At 37.1% G+C, this 22,502-nt stretch carries 13 protein-coding genes; 4 read left to right on the forward strand and 9 right to left on the reverse strand.

Annotation, left to right across the window (positions count from 1 at the left end; all coding sequences use genetic code 11):
• Positions 1–140: 140 nt before the first annotated feature.
• The 3 genes from C1634_RS18385 to C1634_RS18395 all read left to right on the forward strand — a co-directional run bounded on the left by C1634_RS18385 (position 141) and on the right by C1634_RS18395 (position 3,839).
• Positions 141–1,253, forward strand: a complete 1,113-nt coding sequence (locus tag C1634_RS18385; RefSeq protein ID WP_109738905.1) for a hypothetical protein — start codon at positions 141–143, stop codon at positions 1,251–1,253.
• A 103-nt stretch (positions 1,254–1,356) separates the two neighbouring features.
• The gene (locus C1634_RS18390; RefSeq protein ID WP_109738906.1) at positions 1,357–3,018 is read left to right on the forward strand and encodes an FAD-binding dehydrogenase; all 1,662 of its coding nucleotides are present in this window, start codon (positions 1,357–1,359) and stop codon (positions 3,016–3,018) included.
• Positions 3,019–3,035: 17 nt separating this feature from the next.
• The gene (locus C1634_RS18395; RefSeq protein WP_103234516.1) at positions 3,036–3,839 is read left to right on the forward strand and encodes an SDR family oxidoreductase; all 804 of its coding nucleotides are present in this window, start codon (positions 3,036–3,038) and stop codon (positions 3,837–3,839) included.
• Positions 3,840–3,925: 86 nt separating this feature from the next.
• On the opposite strand, the gene C1634_RS18400 is transcribed toward C1634_RS18395, so the two are convergent.
• The 5 genes from C1634_RS18400 to C1634_RS18425 all read right to left on the reverse strand — a co-directional run bounded on the left by C1634_RS18400 (position 3,926) and on the right by C1634_RS18425 (position 10,436).
• Complete coding sequence (locus tag C1634_RS18400; RefSeq protein WP_103234515.1) at positions 3,926–4,735, reverse strand: phosphatase PAP2 family protein; 810 nt, start codon at positions 4,733–4,735, stop codon at positions 3,926–3,928.
• Positions 4,736–4,768: 33 nt separating this feature from the next.
• Positions 4,769–7,189 carry a TonB-dependent receptor gene (locus C1634_RS18405; protein WP_103234518.1) on the reverse strand — a complete coding sequence of 807 codons (2,421 nt, stop codon included), beginning with the start codon at positions 7,187–7,189 and terminating at the stop codon, positions 4,769–4,771.
• A 46-nt stretch (positions 7,190–7,235) separates the two neighbouring features.
• Entirely contained in the window at positions 7,236–7,991 is a 756-nt protein-coding gene (locus tag C1634_RS18410) for a COG4705 family protein (protein WP_103234514.1), read from the reverse strand.
• Between the two features lie 293 nt (positions 7,992–8,284).
• Positions 8,285–9,571, reverse strand: coding sequence for a sensor histidine kinase (locus tag C1634_RS18420; RefSeq protein WP_103234512.1), 1,287 nt, complete (start codon positions 9,569–9,571; stop codon positions 8,285–8,287).
• A 190-nt stretch (positions 9,572–9,761) separates the two neighbouring features.
• On the reverse strand, positions 9,762–10,436 hold the full coding sequence (locus tag C1634_RS18425) for a response regulator transcription factor (RefSeq protein WP_109738907.1): 675 nt from the start codon (positions 10,434–10,436) through the stop codon (positions 9,762–9,764).
• Positions 10,437–10,681: 245 nt separating this feature from the next.
• Here C1634_RS18425 and C1634_RS18430 point away from each other — a divergent pair, with 245 nt between their 5' ends.
• A complete protein-coding gene (locus tag C1634_RS18430) occupies positions 10,682–12,529 on the forward strand; it encodes a chloride channel protein (RefSeq protein WP_109738908.1) in 1,848 nt (615 codons plus the stop codon).
• Positions 12,530–12,690: 161 nt separating this feature from the next.
• Here the strand turns inward: C1634_RS18430 and C1634_RS18435 are convergent, their stop codons facing one another.
• From C1634_RS18435 to C1634_RS18450, 4 genes are all read right to left on the reverse strand, one after another.
• Positions 12,691–13,635 (reverse strand): aldo/keto reductase, encoded by a 945-nt coding sequence (locus tag C1634_RS18435; protein WP_103234868.1) that lies wholly within the window; start codon positions 13,633–13,635, stop codon positions 12,691–12,693.
• Positions 13,636–14,129: 494 nt separating this feature from the next.
• The gene (locus C1634_RS18440; RefSeq protein ID WP_103234871.1) at positions 14,130–15,938 is read right to left on the reverse strand and encodes a hypothetical protein; all 1,809 of its coding nucleotides are present in this window, start codon (positions 15,936–15,938) and stop codon (positions 14,130–14,132) included.
• Between the two features lie 928 nt (positions 15,939–16,866).
• The gene (locus tag C1634_RS18445) at positions 16,867–18,018 is read right to left on the reverse strand and encodes an efflux RND transporter periplasmic adaptor subunit (protein ID WP_109738909.1); all 1,152 of its coding nucleotides are present in this window, start codon (positions 18,016–18,018) and stop codon (positions 16,867–16,869) included.
• A gap of 7 nt (positions 18,019–18,025) precedes the next feature.
• A complete protein-coding gene (locus tag C1634_RS18450) occupies positions 18,026–22,363 on the reverse strand; it encodes a CusA/CzcA family heavy metal efflux RND transporter (protein ID WP_109738910.1) in 4,338 nt (1,445 codons plus the stop codon).
• Between the last annotated feature and the right edge of the window lie 139 nt (positions 22,364–22,502).

Raw genomic sequence — 22,502 nt, forward strand, 5'->3', positions numbered from 1 at the left:
TAAAAGTGTTTATTTAAAACCTTAACAAATATAAAAATACGGTTCTTATTGATCAGGGATAAGAGTTTTTTGTATTTTAGTGGTAAGATTGATGAAAATCCTTTGTTGATCATGGTTTCCGAAAAAAATAATATTGTTTTATGAAAGTGAATTTTCCGGCTCATTGGGTTGAATTTATAAAAGTTTTTACAAAAAAATTTGAAAATGAGATCGTGTATGATATTGTGCGCGTATTTCGAAGCAAAGAAGATGTTCAGGAACGATATGATACGTATCAGTTTGAAGAGTTTCTTCCGGGTTATATTCCTGTTGCTGATGATTCGGGGGGACAGGTTGCTTTAATTTCCAAAAAAGAAAATGATACCAAGGTTTATATAAGCTCCTACGGTGTTTTGCAGGAAGAACTACTGAAAGTATTGGATCGTGATTTAATGCACTGGATGCAGCAAAGGTTTCCATTTGAGAGAAAACAGATTTCACTATCAACCGAAGATCTGGAGAAAAGAGCAATCGAAAATAAGAATCTGTTTCAACGGATTTCTTCCTATCCTGCTATTATACAATTTCTCAAAAAGGCAGTTGCCTCAGAAATTCTCCTATTCCCTGAAAACTACGCAGTGGCAGATCAAATCTATTATTTTCAGGATGGCTATCACTATAATTCCGTTGAAAATAAAGTGCATAGCAGTAATGCTTCCGGTGATTTTAAGCTTGATTGGGTTGTATTGGGAACCAATTATTTTGCAGATCCCTTCTTTATTGATCTAAATGAACATGCTATCGGTTTTCCAGTGTATTTTGCCTATCATGGGCAGGGTTTCTGGGAACCTATAAAAGTGGCTGAAAATTTAATTTCCTTTCAAAAAATGTTAGATGATGTGTATGCTGCAAGATTTGATAAAGAGGCACTGACAGAATATTTCAGTCAGTATGAGGATATTAATAATCCTTTCTGGGGAGAAGTTTGTGAAACCATAGAAAATATGGAAGAAACGGAAGAGGACACTGCGGAAGAGGAAACCACAACATCATACTGGCAGAAGGCCAATTTATACATTACTGATATCGGACCCAATAAAATGAAAATTATTGCTTTGCTGAAAAAAGAACACAAACTGTCTGGATCAGAAGCATTGGAGCGAAGTAAAAGCAATAGAATTCTATTCCGAACAGGATATTACCAATGGTTGCAGCATGATGGCAAAGACCTGGAGGATTTAGGAGCTCAGGTAGAATTTGAAATCTTAGAATAAAAGACCTACAAATGATATGCTATTGATAGTTCTTTTATCTCATTGGAGAACAAATATTTTATACATTTATATCAAAGTATCATTCAATAAAAATACCTGAAAAATGGAAGAAAAATTCCAGCCTGATGCCATTATCATAGGAACCGGACTGGCAGGGCTTACTGCTGCGATGGAAATTACCAATGCAGGAAAAAAAGTACTGCTTTTGGATCAGGAAACGGAGCAGAACATAGGTGGACAGGCTTTCTGGTCTTTTGGAGGCTTATTCCTGATTAATTCTCCGCAACAAAGGAAAGTGGGAATCAAAGATTCTTACGAACTGGCTTTGCAGGACTGGAAAGGGACTGCAGGCTTTGACCGCCCCGAAGATTACTGGCCCCGCCAATGGGCTGAAGCTTACCTGAAATTTGCTGCAGGTGAAAAATATGAATACATTTCTAAACTGGGAATCAAACTGATGTTTATGGTAGGCTGGGCAGAACGAGGTGACGGCTCTGCAACAGGTCATGGAAATTCTGTGCCCCGCTTTCATGTCAGCTGGGGAACTGGTACAGGTGTCGTAAAACCTTTTGTAGAAAAGGCGTACAAAGCTCAGGAAAAAGGATTGCTGCAAATGAAGTTCAGGCACAGAGTGACAGAATTATTGGTGGAAAATGGAAAAATAAAAGGTCTTAAAGGAGATATCCTTGAAAATGACACTCAGGAAAGAGGGGCTCCTACCAACAGAAACGTGATCTCGCAGTTTGAGTACACAGCACCGAATATTATTATAGCTTCCGGAGGTATTGGTGCCAACCATGATCTGGTCAGGAAAAACTGGCCCGAAAGATTGGGAAAAGCACCGGAAAATATGGTGTGCGGAGTGCCTGCCTATGTAGATGGGAAAATGATTGGTATTGCTGAAAATGCAGGGGCTCATATCATTAATCCTGACAGAATGTGGCATTATACGGAAGGTATACAGAACTGGAATCCCATCTGGCCCAAGCACGGAATCCGGATATTGCCGGGACCTTCTTCCTTGTGGTTTGATGCAAAAGGTAAACGTCTGCCCGCTCCTTTTCTTCCCGGATTTGATACGTTGGGTACATTAAAATATATCCAGGATACTGGTTTTTCTTATTCGTGGTTTATCCTGACCCAGAAAATTATCAAAAAGGAATTTGCCCTTTCCGGATCAGAACAGAATCCGGATATTACGAATAAAGACTATGTTCTTTTCCTAAAGAGGATTTTCGGTAAAAAGGCACCAGGACCGGTAGAAGCTTTTAAAGAGCATGGAAAAGACTTTATCGTATCGGATAATCTGGAAGGTTTGGTTAAAAGAATGAATGAATTAACGGGTAATAATCTTTTGGATTATGAAAAGATAAAAGCTCAAATTGAAGCCAGGGACAGAGAATTGAACAATACATTTTCAAAAGACACTCAGGTCAATTATATCCGGAATACCCGGAATTATTTAGGAGATAAACTGGGGCGTGTGGCCTCTCCTCATAAGATTCTCGCTCCTGAAAATGGACCTTTAATTGCGGTACGCCTTAATATTTTAACCCGTAAAACACTGGGCGGAATAAAAACCAATCTCAAAGGACAGGTATTAAGAGATGATGACAGTATCATTGAAGGATTGTATGCGGCCGGAGAAGTGGCTGGTTTTGGCGGTGGCGGAATGCATGGCTACCGGGCATTAGAAGGAACTTTTCTGGGAGGCTGTATTTTTTCAGGAATGAAAGCCGGAAAGTATATTGCCGGACTTCCATAAGATAATTAAGTAAAAATATGAGTAATTATTTTGACCATAAAGTCATTTGGATCACCGGAGCTTCATCAGGTATTGGAGAAGCGTTGGTGAAAGATCTGGCAAAGAACAGCAGTGCAAAAATCATCCTTTCTTCCAGGAAAGATGAACAGCTTCATTCAGTGGCTAAAAAAGCGGGATTGAACTCTGACCGATATGCTGTAATTGCTTTAGACCTGAAGAATTATAAGGAAATGCCGGATATGGCAGCGAAAGCAGCAGAACAGTTCGGAAAGATTGATATCCTGATTAATAATGCAGGGTTATCACAACGCTCTTTGGCTATGGAAACAGATATTGAGGTAGATAAACAGCTGATAGATATTGATTATATCGGAACTGTAGCCCTTACTAAAGCGGTTGTACCGTATATGATCAGAAACAAAGGAGGACAGATTGCAGTTGTATCGAGTCTGATGGGGATATTCGGGGCTCCTATGCGAAGCGGATACGCTGGTGCAAAACATGCACTGCATGGTTTTTTCGATGCGCTCCGGGCAGAATTATTTGATAAGAATATTAAAATCACCATTATTTGCCCAGGGTTTATTCAAACGGATATTTCTGTACATGCCGTTACCGGAGATGGTTCTGTGCAGGGAACAATGGATGATGCCACAATGAATGGAATGCCTGCAGATGTTTTCGCAAAAAAAATGCTATATGCCATTGAAAAGCAGAAAATACAAAAAGCTATAGGCGGTAAAGAAGTGATGGCTGTTTATCTGAAAAGATTTCTTCCCAATCTTCTGGCAAAAATAATCCGTAAAGCGAAAGTGGTTTGATAAAATATAAGATTAAAAAGCACGGTCCAGTCATGAAACGTGCTTTTTAATCAATAAAATAACAGGAGGAAGCTTTTATGGTAATACTAAAAGGTTTTCACCCATCCTATCCCCACGATTTTATTTTGGTAAAATGGCATTACCATGTTGGATGAAAATGTATTTTTACTTTTATTTTTTCCTCTCAGTAAATTGTCTATTCTTGGAAACAGCCAATATGCGAGTTCTGTAGAAAGAATTCCAAAACCGGCTCCTGCAACCACATCTCCCAGCCAGTGCTTGTCATTCAGCATTCTGTATACTCCTGTAAATACGGCAAAAGGATATCCCGAAAGACTCAGCCAGAAATTGGTGTCTTTATATTCCCGGAACATAAACTGCGCTGAGGAAAACGCTGTAGCAGCATGCCCTGAGGGAAAAGATAACGTATTGGAACCGTCAGGCCTTTCTTCCTTCACAAGATATTTTAATGGCATGGTAAACGCTGCTGCAATCAGTTGTGAAGAAGCATAGATAATAGTACGGTCTCTGAGGTTATGTTTCCCTTTTATTCCTACAGCATTCAGCCCATATACCATCACAGCAGGAGCATATTGGGTATAATTATCCAGGTTCATACGGGTAGGCTGATGTTCATTGATTTCAAATCTTGTGGATTGATTAAGCTTCTTCAGATTATTCATCGTTAAACCTGCCACTCCATAAGCAATGAATGCTCCAGGAATGATCAGACTTTTATAATTCAGCGTGTTTTTTTGCCTTCCGGAAGTCATCATACTGTCCTGTACAGGTGTCTGAACTGTTATCGTGTCATTGGTGTTCTGAGCATTGACTTTGCTGGCCAATGAACTCAAAACCATCATATAAATAAGTGTTTTTTGAAAGTGCTTTTTCATCCTAAATCACATTTATAATTTTTCAATTCTGTATTAAAATTTATAGCTGTATCCCAGTCGAACGACCTGAGTTTCATAATAATCATTGCTGGTATAAGCGAATCCATTTCCCTGGATAGATTTTTTTATGACCATTGTATTCAATACATCCGAAGCATTCAAAAACAATTCACCTTTCCCTTTCTGAATGGCTTTTTTCACTCCTACATCCATCGAAAATCTGGATTGTATCTTTCCCTGCGGAATAATATCCGGAGCCAGATAAACAAGGGTAAACTGAGCATCTAATCCTTTTGTAAAATGAAAAATATTATTCATCTTGATATTTCCTGAAATCGCAGTCTGCTGATCTGCAGAGAACGTATTGGGCTCGGGATACAGGTTTTGTACGGTAAATGCATTGATCTGATTGCGGTAAATATTTCCATTCACATTAAAGGAATAGACACCGGATATCTTTTGGTTCCATATGGTTTCGATTCCTGTATTATAGCTTTTTCCTGCATTCTGGAATAAGGCATAAATAAGATTGCTGTTCGGTACAATACTTGAGATTCTGGTGATTGTTCCATTAGCAAAACGATGGTATAATGCAGAATACAGATACCCATTATCCCAATTGTGTTTATATCCAAGTTCAACAGAATTTGTAAACTGGGGCCTTAATGCCGGATTCCCTACTTTAATGATTTCAGCATCATCATACTTTGGGAAAATCCTGATATCTACTTCATTGGGGCGGTCTACCCTTCTGTTGTAAAAGACAGAGAATTTATTGCGGTCATCCAGCTTGTAAGCCAGCCTGAAATTCGGGAAAGGCTGCGTATAATTATATCCATCACTTTGATAAGTAGGATGATTTGGATTGACGTCATATTGAATTCTTACGTATTCCAGCCTGAGTCCCAGTTCTGCTTCCCATTTCTCATTTTCGAAAATGTAGTTTCCATACACCGCAGGAATAAATTCTTTATAATCGGCTTTCCCTCCGGCATAAACATCCAAAACGGAATTGACCCCGGGAATAAAATTCATATTGGTAGGGATGCTTCTGCTTCTCAGCTTAATCCCTGTTTCTATTCTCCCGTATTTCAACGGTTTTACATAATCTACATTGAAATCATAAACCTGTTCGTCAGATAATAATTTAAAAGCATCTGCCCCTGTAGAAGCGGGAAGATAGTTATCATAAAAATATTTTTCATCCTCTCTGTGGAATGTATAATTGAAACCTACATTCAGGACATGCCCGGCATCTTTGAACTTATGCTGATAGGAAGCGGTTCCCATCACGGTTGTTTTCAGTTCGTCTTCCAAAAACTGCCACAGGCGGAGACGCTGGGAGAAATCTCCATTAAAAAAAGGCTGATCTCCTCTATCAATGATCTTTTCACTTCCATACATTCCTGAAAAAGTTATTGTATTTTGTGAATCAATGGTCCAGTCTATTCCGGCTTTGGTGGTAAAGAAATTGGTATTTCTGTTTCTTTTCAGCTGAGAATTAATAACAGTTCCATTATCATAAGTACGCGTTACAAATTCATTCTTGTTAAGTGTTTCAGTATATAGATTATCGGCTTGTAAAAATATATTGACTTTGTTTTTTCTATAATTGATAGATAATGAAGGATTAATCTTTGGTGTCAGCGTATACTGCGGTCTTATCGTGGGAAGATTTTCTTTTCTTACCCAAAGCGAACCTAAGCCCGTGGTAAATCCTGCTTTCCCATTCCATCCGTTCTGTTTATTCTTTTTCATGATAATATTGATGATCCCTGCATTCCCATTGGCATCGTATTTCGATGAAGGATTGTTGATAATTTCAATTCTATCAATTGCAGAAGCAGGAATATTATCCAATCCGGTCTGGCTTCCAAAACCTGTAAGAGCGGTCTGTTTCCCATCAATCAATACCGTTACCTTATCATTTCCCCTTAGCTGTACTTTACCATCCTGTACAGTTATTCCAGGAAGATTTTGCATGCTTTGTAATACGGATCCTCCACTTTGGCTGATGTTGTCTGCTACAGAATATGTTTTTTTGTCTAGCCGGCTGTCAATTTCATTCTTTTTGGAAGCACTAATGGTGATAGCTTCTATCGTAGTCTCACTATCCTGTTTCTGAACGAGTTCAATAGCAGGGATTTCAAGAAACTCAGAAAGGCTTCCGATGAAAACAGGCTGTACTTGTGAATGATATCCCGCAATGGAGGTTTCTAGAAGATAATGATCCGGCTTTATGCCTGTAAGAGAAAATCGTCCTTCTTCATTAGTAATCGTTCCCACTGTAAATGCGCTGTCTTTTTCTTTTTTTAAAATGATGTGGGCATAAGCTAATGCGGTCTTATCTTTATTGGCGACTTTTCCTGATAACGTTACAGAGGTTGTCTGTGCAGAAACTATGGAGGAAATTACCATGCAGGTTGGAAAAAATAACAATTTTGTTCTATTCATTTTACTCATCTTTATTTTCTTAATAATCTTCTTTGGTATAGGTGAATTATTCGTGCTGAAAAGGTAACTCCCTGTTGTGCTTTCTTTGAGAAATAATAATCAACAGAATCATCAATGTGAGGGATATCAGAGATGCATTGAGGGTTCCAAGGTCAAGTCCCCCTTTGGCTAAAGGCTTGGTTAAAAGATCCCCGAAGGTTGCACCAAATGGTCTTGTAAATACAAATGCAATCCAAAACAGGACAACGTGATTGATTTTCGTAAAGTAATGCATCACCACCACAACTAATATAATCAGTCCGGTTACCAAGGCTCCTGTCAGATATCCAAGTCCTAAATTATCGCTCAGAAAATCCCCAAATGCAGTTCCCAGACTATTGGAAAATAGTATAGCGGTCCAATAATAGAATTCTTTATTTCTTTCAAAAATCGGATATACTTCAAGGTTGCCGTACCTTTTGTACCATAAGAACAAGGAAATCAAAAGTCCTGAAAGAAGGATTAGGCTGCCTGCAAAATATCCGGTTTTTAAAGTTCTGTCGATACAATCTGAAATTTCGGTTCCTAATGTAGTTGTTCCTATAATCACCATCCAGTACACCGAGGGAATATATTTTTTCACCTGAAGCTGTATTGTTAGAATGATGATAAAAAATAGCAGGGTAACCAAAATTCCTATGACATATCCCAGATTAAGTGTCATGGATATAAAATCACCAAGCGTTTCTCCTAATGTAGTTGCTACAATTTTCATCAGCCAGAAAAGAAGGGTTACGGCTGCAACTTTATTTGCTGTTCTCATTCTGATTTACTTTTATATTGGATAAAGGATACTGTAGAATTAAAAGTATCTGCAACTGGAGGAAAAAAATCAGTGATTCGGGCAGCAGAATTTTCCCAACAGGAATTGGAATAAACACCGTTTTGTTTCCACAAATAGTGATGATTTGGCAGACAAAGGTCTTTTCCTGCGAATAAAAGGGCAATTTTTAAAATCATTTCTAAATAATATATATACCTCAGTATGTTTTCTATACAAAGGTGCAATCCGATTTAGAAGAAATTTAGAATTGTCTGAAGCAGGATATTTTTTAACTATAAATTAACAGTGAAAATATGTTGATTATTCTCAAATCTGTAACTGATATTCCAATGATGAAACTTACTTATTTCCTGTATAATGGAAAGCCCCAGCCCGCTTCCGCTGGTATCTATTGAAAGTTTTGAAAATCTTTTGAATAGTAAATCTGTTTTCAGTTTTTCCATCCCGGAATTAGAAATTTCAAAGGAAGAACTGTTCAGGTGGATATTGATGGTGCCTCCTGGAGAAGTATGACGAATCGCGTTGAGGATGAGATTATTGATCAGTATTTCAGTGAGAATGCTGTTTCCTCTAACCACTACATTATGGGAGATCTCTTTCTGAACAGAAATATTTTTTTGTTCAATATGTTCCCCGAGAATCTCAATACTTTGATGAAGCATATGATCAAAGGAAATAGTTTCTGAGCTGTCAAACTGGTTATTATCAATTTTAGCAAGAAGCAAAAGATTTTTATTGATGCGGGAACTTCTCGTAAGTGCTCTATTTATATCTTCTGCAATCCGATACTGTTTTTCAGTAAGATCCTGATCCTGAAGCAAAAGATCCAGCTTATTCTTGATAATGGCGAGCGGAGTTTGCAGCTCATGGGAAGCATTTTCTGTAAATTCTTTCTGAGTTTTATAAGTAGAAATATTACGTTCTATCAGCCTGTAAAGAGATTGATTAAGTTCTTCAAATTCAGTAGTATCAGAAATCGGAAATTTCAGTGTATTCTGACTGTTAAGTTTAAAAGTTTTCAGCTGATCCAATGTATCCCTGAACGGTTTCCAGATAGATGAAGAAAGTTTTCTGTTCAAATATAAAAGCCCAACTACAATGACTATAAAGAAAAATATGGTGATCATAGCAATCACAGCGATTGTCTCATGAGATTCTTCAATATTGGTCTGTATCGTAAAAAGATAAGGTTTGTGATGAAGATAAATTACCTTTTTAAGACATCTATAGCGCTCTTTTTTCTGCTCTGATATAAAAGGAAGGTGCTTTTCATACGTATATATCGTATCTCTTTTAATCTGGCTGGAAGAGATTTTCTCAATATTCGTTTCAGGCTGAATATGGTTCCATAGTTCAAGACTTTTTTCCAACGCTTCATCAGACAGCTTTAGTTGATTGAACTCATAAGCTGTTTTCTCAACAATAATCTGATTATGCTCATCCAGCTCACTTTTCCAGATCGTATCCACTACAAAATAATACACAGGAATACTTATCATCAGTACAATAAGTACGTAGATAAGAAAGGGTTTCGTGGTTTTGGTAAGTAGAGGCTTCACAGTAATGATGAATTATAAATGATGAGTTATGAGTTCTTTTTTTTTTGATTTATTTTTTGATGTAATGATAATGCTTCGGATTATTTTTAATATTTATATCTGTAAAGATTAATAATCCTAATAGCAAAACTAAAACTTTTCTCTTTCAGTACATTTTTCTTTTCACTCATAATTTATAATTCATAATTATTTAAACTTCCCACTTATACCCCGTTCCATACACCGTTTTTAGATAATGCCCGCATCCGGCATCATACAGCTTTTTCTTAAGGTTTTTTACGTGTGCATAAACAAAATCATGATTATCAAGCATATCTGCAAAATCTCCGGAAAGATGTTCAGCTAATGTACTTTTGGAAATTACTTTATTTTTGTTGCCGATAAAATAAATTAAGAGATCAAATTCTTTCTTAGTCAGTGAAATGACTTCATCATTTACCGATACTGTTTTTGCCAGCAAATCAATCTGAAGTTCATTTTGCGTTACCACATTAGAGCTGCTGAACTGTTTTCTCCTGATAATAGAATATACCCTCGCCATCAGCTCCGAAAGATGAAAAGGTTTGGTAAGATAATCATCAGCACCCAGTTTCAGCCCTTCAATTTTATCATCAAGCGCATTTTTGGCAGAAATAATAATGACACCGTCCTGTTTCTGCTGTTTTTTTAATTCTTCCAGAATCTTCAGACCATTCCCATCCGGAAGCATAATGTCCAATAAAATGCAATCATATACAAACGTTTCTATTTTGTTCATAGCCTCACCAAACGTACTGGCAGATTCACAGAGATAATGCTCTCCGGACAGATATTCGGAAATACTTTTGGCAAGCTCTGCTTCGTCTTCAACGATTAGAATTTTCATGCGATAAAACTATTATTAAAATTCGAAGAAATTTTGAACTCAAAATAAAAGTTAATCATAATATAGCAAAAAACACTGGAATCACGTTATAAAACATTGATTTACAACTTTAAATAAATATTACCTTTTTTAAGTTTAAGAAAGAATACCCACATTTTGGAAAGCCCTTTTTATGATTTTTTATTATATATTTCATAAATTTACGGTGCTGTATCAATCTGATGATAGTGTAAAATGTTTCGAAGGTGAAAATTCACAACAAAAAAAAATACCTAAGCTTCCTTAAATTTAAAAGAGATTTCCAGAAATACGGATTAGAAAAAGCACGCAGTTATGAGCTCATCCTGCATTGGCTGAATAACAGATTGAGCAGAAATCAATTTCTCGTTCTTTCAGGGATTTTGGTAGGCTGTACTGCAGGTCTTGCCGGAGTTATTCTGAAAACCCTGGTACACAATATTCATTATTTCATTACCAATAAAGTTCATTTTGAATATCAGATACTATTCTATATTGTTTTTCCTTTTTTAGGAATTGTTCTGACCACGATGATTGTTCTGACCTTGTTTAAAGGACAGGACCGTAAAGGTATTGGAGCCATTCTCTATGAGATTGCACAGAATTCCAGTATTGTAGCTTCTGTTAAAATGTATTCGCAGGTGATACAGAGTGCGGTGACTGTAGGCTTGGGAGGTTCTGCCGGACTAGAAAGTCCGATTGCGGTGACAGGAGCGGCTATTGGTTCAAACTATGCACAGACCTACAGATTGAGCTATAAAGAACGTACATTATTGCTGGCTGCTGGTGCTACAGCGGGAATTGCGTCCGCCTTCAACGCTCCCATTGCAGGGATTATGTTTGCGTTTGAAATTCTTTTGACCGGAGTGGTTTTTACAGATTTTATTCCTTTGGTGGTTGCTGCAGTTTGCGGAAGTCTTTTATCAAGGATTTTACTTCAGGAAGATGTTCTTTTCAGATTTTATACAAGAGATCCTTTCAACTATAAAAATGTTCCGTATTATCTTATTTTAGGAATATTTACAGGTTTGTATGCCCGTTACTTTGTGATCATTTCTCAAAAAGTGGAGCATTTTATTAAAGGGCTTCAGCTTTCGAGAATGCGTAAAGCGATGTTCGGAGGTGCGGTACTTTCGCTTTTATGTGTTCTTTTTCCTCCTTTATTCGGAGAAGGATATGAAACCGTAAAAGCCTTTACCAACGGAAATACCTACTCTATTATTGAAAACAGTTTTTTCAGATATTTTGAGATCGGAGACTGGACGATTATTATATTTTTAGTGCTTGTATTGCTTTTAAAAGCATTTGCAACTTCTTTCACCATATTTAGCGGTGGAAACGGAGGTAACTTTGCACCTTCCCTTTTTGCAGGTGGAACTCTGGGCTATCTGTTCGCCCTTATTTGTCAGCATTTAGGCTTTACAGATGTTCCGGTGACCAATCTTGTTTTGGTGGGAATGGCCGGAGCGATGAGCGGTGTTTTGTACGCTCCGCTTACCGCCATATTTCTGATTGCAGAATCTAGCTTTGGATATGATCTGTTTATCCCTCTGATGATTGTTTCTGTGATCTCTTATCTTATTGCAAAATGGTTCTCTCCAATTTCTCCGGAACTGGAATCTTTAGCAGATGAAGGAAAGATATTCACCAATAAGCACGATAAAAACCTTCTTTTTGCTTTAAGAACAGAAGATTTTATTGATAAATATTCGCAGACGATCAATGAAAATGCTTCTGTGACAGAATTATTTGAAATGGTAAAAAATGGTGATAAAAATATTTTTGCCGTTGTAGATGAAAACCGCAAATTAAAAGGAGTCCTTACATTGGATGATATCAGACCTTATCTTTTTAACAAAGAGATTGATACTTCCCAGATGGTAGTTCAGCTGATGAAGGCCCCACCGGCAATACTTCATCGTGAAAATAAGCCATTGGAAATTCTTCAGACTTTTGATGATACCGGAGTATGGAACCTGCCCGTAATCAGTGATAATAATGATTTTATAGGCTTTATTTCAAAATCTTCAATACTCATGAGCTACAGACAGCTATTGAAAGAATATTCTGATTAATAGTAAAAACCGGATATGATAACCGAAAACCTGAATTCCCTTCCTCTGGGGGGGGGCGAAAATTCAAAGAATTTTTGACGGGGTGGTTATCATCGTTGAATCATAAAAAAATCCGTTCAGCAATGAACGGATTTAATTTTAATCTATAATGAAGTCGAAAACTAGTTGCTCGCGTTATTCAGCAGCTCAATATCTTCCTGATCCAAAACAAGTTTAGGAGCATTGAATACCGTTTCAAGCTGTGATGCACTGGTTGCACTTACAATAGGAGCTGTGATCAAAGGATTGGATAGCAGCCATGCCAGAGAAACCGTTCCCTGAGTGGTATTATGCTTTGCACTTACCTTATCCAGCGCTTTCAATACTTCAAGTCCTTTTGGATTTAAATATTTTCTTACTCCTTCCCCTCTCGCACTTTTTGCAAGATCTGCTTCATCACGGTATTTACCTGTTAAGAAACCTGCTGCCAAAGACCAGTATGGAAAAACACTTAAATCAAACTGTTCTGCCAGAGGAGCATATTTTGTTTCAAAGCCTTCTCTTTCCATTAAGTTGTAATGAGGCTGTAAAGCAACATATTTAGGAAGATTATTCTTTTCAGCAGCTTCAAATGATGCTTTTAAACGTTCTGGTGATAAGTTGGAAGCGGCGATATAACGTACTTTTCCAGCTTTAATGATTTCATCATAAGCAGAAAGTGTCTCTTCCACCGGAGTGATATTGTCGTCAAAATGAGTATAATAAATATCAATATGATCCGTCTGAAGTCTTTGCAGGGACTCATCTACCGATTGTAAGATATGTTTTCTGCTGATATCATAACCATGCTCTTTGGTTTCAGAACCCACTTTCGTAGCCAAAACAATATGATCACGATTCGCACGGCTTTTTATCCATTTTCCGATGATTTCTTCAGACTGTCCACCTTTACCATTTACCCACCATGAATACGTATCTGCAGTATCCACAAAATTAAAACCAGCTTCTGCAAAGCGGTCCAGTATATCAAAAGATTGTTTCTCATCCAGCGTCCATCCAAAAACATTTCCCCCGAAATTGATTGGAGCAATCGTTAAATCGGTATTTTTGATCTTTCTTTTTTCCATAAAAATAATTTTACTAAGTGATGTCTAAGGTAAGGAATATTAAGCCCTGAGAATATTCAAAATAGCCATTCACTCCATAGTTATTATAAATAGAAATGCTGATGTTTCCTCAGTTTTTTTGATTATTGTTTTGTTGGAAAAACGCAAAGAAGCAAAGAAATATTACCTGTATTGTGTTATAAAGTGCAAAGATTTTATCTCCGGTAAAATTGAATACAGCATCGTTTATTTTTTATCTCACGCTGATTTTGCAGATTACGCAGATATTTATATTTAATCTGCATAATATGTTGTATCTGCGAGAAAATTTATAACAACATCACTTGCTGAAAATCTTTGATTTTCTCGCGCCTTAAAAAATATATATTGTAATAGAAACCTTGCGTCTTTGCGTTTTTCAAACAAAAAAACATATATATTTCATTTGTAACTAAAAAAATAAAAACAGCCCCATTTGAAAGCTGTTTTTATTATCTATCAATTAAAAAATACGGTTACTTTTCAACCTGAGGAACCTCAATAGCGATAAGCTGAAGTTTGTATTCCTGTAATTGCAGGTTGATGGTTGATAAACCGTTGCTGAAGTATAATGATGCTTTAAAAAGCTCATGATAATATTCTATCCCTTCAAGTATATTTTTCTTGAAAGCATTCCATTTTTTAGTTTGCGAGTGGGTAATCTGTGCTGATGATTCAGCGATTTCTTTTTTAAGATAATCAACATACATTTTCAGTTCGTTGATGAACATATTGGGGCGTTGATTATCAGCAAGAATATTGGTGTTTCCATAAATATGCTTCACCATTTCCGAAAGCGAAACTTCTTTATCAAAAAAAGCAATATTCGGTCCGGGACATATGACAACTCCTTGTTTTTCACCTTTGATCTCAAGATTCTGCTCCATATAGGCAGCATTTACAAGACCTACACACAGACAGGCTTTATCTGTAATTTCGGATTTCCTTTTATCAAATTCTTTCTCTGTGAATGTTTCCCTGTCAGCATACAATTCTTTCAGTTTGATATCCTGATATTTCTTAGAAGCGGTACAGGTGCCTTCCGGAGAGAACTCTTTACTCAATGCCAGAAGTTTTTTGGGGCATGAACTTCCATGTTTCCCCTTAGCCTCTTTTTCATGTTTCAATCTTTCGTTGGAGGTTCCTTTTACTGTATTGAAGGGAACTCCCAGTGGCGAAATATTACTCAGATAAAAATCCTGCTCTTTTGCTTTTACAAGAAGATTCCTGGTTTCGGTGTCTACAGAAGTCGCTTCGGGCACCAGTAAAAACGGTGAGCCCCATCCTACGCTGTCTACATTGTAATTGGCCAATAAAAATTCATGTTCTTCAGAAGTTCCCACTCCACCCTGAACGGTAATTTTCATTTCTAAAGGCTCGGAAACTATAACTTTTCCTTTTTGCTCTAAAGCTGCTGTCATTAAGTTGTGAGCAGATTGTATTAGATCATTTTTTTTCTGCTTAAATTCTTCCATAATGGGCCCGAGAAGCATTCCTTCGGTTGCAAATGCATGTCCCCCGCAATTCAGCCCGGATTCTATTCTATATTCTGAGACCCACAACCCTTTTTTAGCCAGAAAATTCCCTTGGATCATGGCAGAACGGAAGTCACTTACTTTAAGAATGATTTTCTTTTTAATCTTTCCGTTTTCATCAGGGAAAAAGTCTTCAAATTCTTCCATGTAGCTGTACAGACGAGGATTCATTCCTGCAGAAAGAACCATAGAAGACGATAGTTTACTTTTTGCAAATCCGCGCAGTGAAGCATGGGCATCATTATACATCACAGGAAGTTGTTCGTTATTTTGATAATTGTCTTTATCTACTTTCGTCATGATATTGACGTCGATACTTCCAGGTTTTAAGTTGGTTTCAATGAAGTTTTTTATAGAAGAACTCCAGTTATCCGTCTGATTAACCATGTTTTGAAGGCCGGATTTCAGATCTGAAGAATTCGGAAGCATCGCCATAAAGTCCTTTAAAGCCTCCTTGTTTTTACTGATTTCCTGTTTGAAAGATTCAAATTTTTCGTTCACGATATCATCCACCATATCCAGATAGGCAGTAATTCTTTTTGCTCTGTAATCTTCCGTTTTCGTTGAAATTCCCCAATAGTCAAGATTAAACTTTTTGTTGTAAAAGTTTTTCATCTTTTCAAGGATTTCATCATCAATAATAGAGACTACAGAAGAAATTCCATATTGGGCAACACGAATCGGGCTGTCTATTGTATAAGCCAGTCCCATTACCGGAATATGGAAGTTGTGCAAAGGTTTTTTTGTCATAAAGTTTTGATAAAAGTTCTTTTTATTATTCATATAAAAATCCTTTACAACTATTCACTTCTTAAAAATATTATTTTAAAATGAATTATGTATCAAATAGTATTTCTCAATATGTAAAACATGTCAAATGTCATGTTTTTAAGTTTTTTAATGTAAAATAAGAGTGATTCAAATGCTCATTTTGAGAGCGTGAAAAAGTGCGGCTTTGTCGCTGAAGAAGCTTTATCGTAAAACATTGAAGCCGTCTAAACTTCTATCTTGATTGTTTTTAACCACAAATCGAAGATTCAACGAAGTTAAAAGGCACAAAAGTTTAAACACTTAAGCATTTTAGAGCCTAGCTTTATGCATAATAAGTACACTAAAGTTGTTTAAAAATCTTTGATTTTTCTCTTGAGTGAATTTACTTATACAGGAGGATAGTAAAACTTTCTTAAGTAGACTAAAGTGTTTTAAAATTACAATGTCTAGATTCTATTTTAACCACAAAAGTCACAAAAGCTTTTAATACTTTAGTTATTTTAAGTTTCCTACTTTGTGTATATGAAGTACACCTAAGCTTTGAAAATCTTTGATTTTTATCTTAAGTGAACTTATTTATGCAAGAGGATAGTAAAACTTTCTTAAGTGTACTAAAGTGTTTTAAAATTACAATGTCTAGATTCCTATTTTAACTACAAAAGTCACAAAAGATTTTGAACACTTAAGTTTATTAAGTTCCTGCTTTGCGTATAATAAGTACACCTAAGTTTTGTGAAAATCTTTGATTTTCATTTTAGGTGAACTTTTCTTCAGAATAAATCTAACTAAACCTATTTGAGTGGATTAACATGTTTTTAAAATGAAAGTTTTTGTGACTTTTATAGTATACAACAAAAAAGATCAATCTTTCGACTGATCTTTTGATTGTACAATATGTATTTAAAAATTATTGTGCTTTGTTTTTAAGGATCATCAGAAGGCTGTAAGCACCTTTCTGTACAATTTTCTTATCTTTAAAAAAATCAGCTTTTAATACCTCTGTAAACTGGTCATCTGAAATTCCAACCACCACAGGAATCATTTTATAATTGGATTTTCCCAGGTCTTCAAAAACATAGTTTTTGTTTTCAAAAGAAACTATCGCTTCATTGGGAAGTCCCTGTGTATAATGGCTGCAGATATTGACTTCAGCGTTGATGTACATTCCTTTTACAAATTCAGAATGAGGAGAAGATAGTTTGGCTATTGCTGTTGCAGAACCTCCGTTTTCAATGCTCGGAACGACACTGACAATTTTAGCATTCGATTTTACATCCGGCTTCTGATTGTTATACACCAAGATATCTTGTCCCACTTTCACATCATTCACATCATTTTCAAAGATTTTTAATTCTAAAAGCAGTCCGGCTGGATTGATCAGCTCAAATAAAGTATCTGCCGGATTGATATATTGTCCATTATTCACAAGAATTTTGCTTACAAAACCGGTAAACGGAGCATAAATATTGATCTTACTTCTGATATTTCCGGTATGTAAACCTTTGGCATTAATTCCGATGATTCTTAGTTTTTCTTCAAGACCTTTTAAAGTTGCATTCAGGGTAGCATAGTCTGCCTGAGCGGTCTGCATCGTTTTATCACTACTGGCTTTGCTTGTATTAAGATCTTTCTGGCGGTTGAAATTTAGCCTTGCTGCTTCAAGCTGTGCTTTAGTTACCAGATAATCCTGTTGAAGCTGTATAAACTGAGGATCTTCCACTACAGCAAGAACCTGCCCTTTGCTGAAATGACTTCCATTCATCACATGGATAGACTTGATGTGCCCGCCCATAATGCTGGAAACTAAACTAATGTGGGAAGGGGCAATTTCGGCTTTCCCGTTCAGGCGTACCAGCTTTTCCATATTCCTGTTTTGGATGGCGGTTGTAGTAATTCCTACAGACTGAATCTGTTTTTCCGTAAGATGAACCGAATTTTGGTTGTTTTTAGTGAATTTTGTGTTTTCGTAAACTGTTTTTTCTTCCTCTTTTTTCCCTGAACATGAAGATAAAACAAGAAATAGAGAAAGGCTGTATATTGATATGTTTCTGAAGTGCATGACGTTGTTATTTTGAAATTAAGAATTGAAGTTCGGCTCCTATTTGATTCAGTTTTTCCAACTGATCAATATAATCTGCTTTGGTTTTTACGGCCTGATTCACTAGTATTACCCAATTCAGGTAATCAATTTCCCCTACTTCCATCTGTTTCTGGGCTGCTTTTAAGATGATATCAGATTTTGGAAGCTGTTTTTGTTCATAATTTTCAATGATTCGTTGTTGGTTTTTATAATTGCTCAATTGCTGGTTCAATCTGTTTCTAAGTTCAATTTCTTTTCGCTGATATTGATTTTCGCTGATCGCAATTTTTGCCTGTGCAGCCTTTGCCAAAGCTCTTTGCCCTTTCGTAAACAATGGAATTCCAACCCCCACCTGAACCGAATTGAAGCGGTTATTGTTGATGTTTTTCATGCTCTGATTGGTGTATCCTACAAGAAGATCAGGAAGCAGTCTGCTTTTTTCGAGTTGTACTTCGGCCTCTCCTATTTTGATCTGTTGCTGCAGGTATTGAAGCTCAGGATGTTGTTTTACCATTTCCTCGGAAATCTGAAGCCCAATATTCATCGTTGGTTGATTGGCAATGGGCTGGTAAGGAATCTCGGACTGAAGTAATAACTGAAGCTGAAGTTTTGTGATGTTCAGATCATTTTCAAGGGTTTTCAGCTGTACTTTTATCTGTTCTTTTTGAATTTCAGCCGTTGATTCTTCCAGAATATTAGCTTCTCCTTTTTTTAATCTTAAGCCTGCTTTCTCAGCAAAATTATTGTAGAGCTGGCTGATGTATTCCAATACTTTTTTCTTCTCCTGAAGCACCAGTATTCTGTAGAAAACGTCTGTCACTTCTTTGGTAAGCTGTGTTTTTGTCAGATTTTGATTGATGACACTTGCAGACCATTCAACATTCAGCATTTGTTTTCTTTTTGAATATACCGTAGGAAAACTGAACCTTTGTGAGATCCCGAATGAATTGTCGGTTTCTTCTCCCTGGATCTGTCCAAACCCTCCGGTCACTTCCAGCTGTGGAATATCCAGATAACTGGCTTTTAGTTTTTCCTGGTAATCGGATACCAATTTTGAGTTTTTAAGGATACCATTCTGTTGAAATGCTTTTTCCAAAGCCTGGTCGTAAGTAATGTTTTCCTGAGCCTTAAAGCTTCCAAAAGAGATCAGCAGTAAGAAAACAGACAATTTTTTATAGTTACGTTTTTTTGAGAATTTCATTTTATCTTTATTAATATGTTCAAACAGGACGTATAGAATAGGAAGTACAAAGAGGGTTAAAAGTGTAGCGAGCATCAGACCACCGATTACTACCGTTGCCAAAGGTCTCTGTACTTCAGCTCCCGCACCGTTGCTGATCGCCATGGGAAGAAATCCTAAAGAAGCTACAAAAGCTGTCATTAAAACCGGACGAAGCCTTATTTTTGTACCTATCAGTACAATTCTGCTGGTATTGGTTAATCCGTTATTTTTCAATCGGTTAAATTCTGATATCAAAACAATTCCATTAAGTACAGCAACTCCAAATAAAGCGATGAATCCTACCCCGGCACTGATACTAAAAGGCATTCCTCTCAAAGCCAGAAAATAGACGCCTCCTATCGCAGACAATGGAATGGCGGTGTAGATAAGTAAGCTGTGTTTTACAGAACCGAAAGCAAAAAACAATAACAGGAAAATCATGACTAATGAAATAGGCACAGCTAATCCCAGTCTTGCTTTGGCTTCATTTAAGTTTTCAAAAGCACCTCCATAAGAAACTGTATATCCTGGAGACAGTTTCAGGCTTTTGCCTGCTTTTTGCTGAAGCTCTTCCACAATACTCTGCACATCTCTTCCTCTTGCGTTAAACCCTACAATAATCCTTCTTTTGGTATCTTCTCTTTGAATCTGGTTTGGACTGTTTTTCAGTTCCACTTTCGCCAGCTGTGATAATGGGATCTGTTCTCCTGAAGCTGTAGGAACCAAAAGATTCCGGATGCTTGTAATGTCTTTTTTATGCTCATTATCCATTCGGACAACGATATCAAATTTTTTCTCTCCTTCATATAAAGCTCCGGCAGTCTGTCCTGCAAAAGCCATATTGATCACTCTGTTGATATCTGCTACCGAAATATTGTAGCGGGACAATTCTGAACGGTTATAATCAATCACCACCTGTGGCGCTCCAACGACAGGCTCAATATAAAGATCCTGAGCGCCTTTCACGGTATTGATGATACTTCCCATTTTTTTGGCATATGCAGCAAGACTATCCAGATCTTCACCATAAATTTTGCATACCACATCCTGTCTTGCTCCGGTCATCAGTTCATTGAAACGCATCTGTACAGGAAACTGAAAACTGGTTGTTAATCCTGGAATAACGCTTAATGCTTTACTCATTTTGTCAGAAAGCTCCGGAAATGATTTTGCAGAAGTCCATTCTTTTTTAGATTTCAAAACAATGATCATATCTCCGGCATCCATTGGCATTGGCTCCGTAGGAATTTCGGCACTTCCAATCTTCATCACTACCTTTTCTACTTCTGGAAACTGGGTTAAAAGGATATTGGCTGCCTGAGTGGTTGCTTTCTTGGTTTCACTGATATTACTTCCCTGAAGGATTCTCATTTCAACGGCAAAGTCACCTTCCTCCAAAGACGGAATAAATTCTCCTCCCATTCTGGAAAGGGTAAAAACAGCACCAGCAAACAGAATTAATACACTTACAATAATTGTTTTTCTGTATTTAAGGGCTTTCATCAGGAGCTTTTGGTGCCCTGCCTCCACTTTTCCCATTACCTTGTCCGAGATATTTTCTTTTTCTTTTTTCTTTCTGCTCAATACCAGAGAACTCATCATAGGAATGTAAGTCAGAGAAAGAATAAATGCTCCAATCAGGGCAAAAGCAACTGTCTGGGCCATTGGCTTGAACATTTTTCCTTCAATTCCCTGAAGCGTAAAAATCGGAAGATATACAATTAAGATAATGATCTGACCAAAGACTGCACTGCTAACCATTTTGGTTGCAGAACTAGACACCTGCTCATCCATTTCCTTTTTGCTCAAAATATTATCTTTCCCAAAATGTTTTTTGTGGGCAAGCTGATGCAATACGGCTTCAACAATGATAACCGCTCCATCTACAATAAGACCAAAATCAAGAGCTCCAAGACTCATCAGATTTCCTCCTACCCCGAAGATATTCATCATAATAATGGCAAAAAGCATGGCCAATGGAATCACAGAAGCAACCAGCAGCCCCGCTCTTAAATTTCCTAAAAATAAAACCAGAATAAAAACAACAATCAAAGCACCTTCCATCAGGTTTGTTTTTACCGTACTGATCGTATTGTTGACCATTTTAGCGCGGTCAAGGAAAGGTTCAATGACAACACCTTCGGGCAATGATTCCTGAATCTTTTCAAGCCTCTGTTTGATATTTCCAATCACCACATTGGCATTCTCGCCTTTCAGCATCAGTACAATAGCTCCGGAAACTTCTCCCGTATCATTATAAGTCATCGCTCCGTATCGTGTTGCAAAGCCAACCTTCACAGAGGCAACGTCTTTAATATGTACTGGAATACCTTCTTTGGTTTCTGCTACCTGAATGCTTCCGATGTCTTCCGTAGTTCCCAGAAGTCCTTCACTTCGGATAAACAGAACCGTTTCTTTCTTTTCAATATAAGCCCCACCGGTATTTTGGTTATTTTTCTCCAGAGCCGCAAAAACATCGTTGATATTGATATTAAATGCCTGAAGTTTATTAGGATTAATGGCTATTTCATATTGCTTCAATTTCCCTCCAAAACTGCTGACATCAGCCACTCCTTTAGTCCCGAGAAGCTGTCTTCTAACCACCCAATCCTGAATGGTTCTGAGCTCAGTTTCATCATATACATTTTCGTATCCTTTTTTGACCCTCACCACATATTGGAAAATCTCTCCCAAGCCGGTTGAGATAGGTCCCAATTCCGGTTTGCCAATTCCGGCCGGAATATTATCCTGAACAAGCTGTAAACGTTCCTGAACCTGCTGACGGGCCCAATATACATCGGTATTGTCATCAAAAACAACGGTTACTAACGAAAGCCCGAAACGTGAGAAACTCCGAAGCTCAGTAATTCCGCTGATATTGCTGGTAGCCTGCTCAATAGGAAATGTAACAAGACGTTCTATATCTGCTGCACCATAGGAAGGAGCGGTTGTAATAATCTGAACCTGATTATTCGTGATGTCCGGCTGCGCATCAATAGGAAGCTGTGTGGTTTCATAGACTCCCAAAAGGATAAGCCCCGCTGTAAACAGAGCGATGATGAGTTTATTCTTTACAGAAAACTCAATAATTTTATTTAACATGGAAAAAACTATTAATTGATAACCCGGAATGCTTTATAAAAGTTGGATGGCTTGAAGAAGTATCGTACAACCACTTTGCCAGATCATTGATTTACTACCTCTTATTCTCAGTCTTTAAATTCTGATATTCGGAGACAAA

Source organism: Chryseobacterium viscerum (assembly GCF_002899945.2).
Lineage (GTDB): Bacteria > Bacteroidota > Bacteroidia > Flavobacteriales > Weeksellaceae > Chryseobacterium > Chryseobacterium viscerum.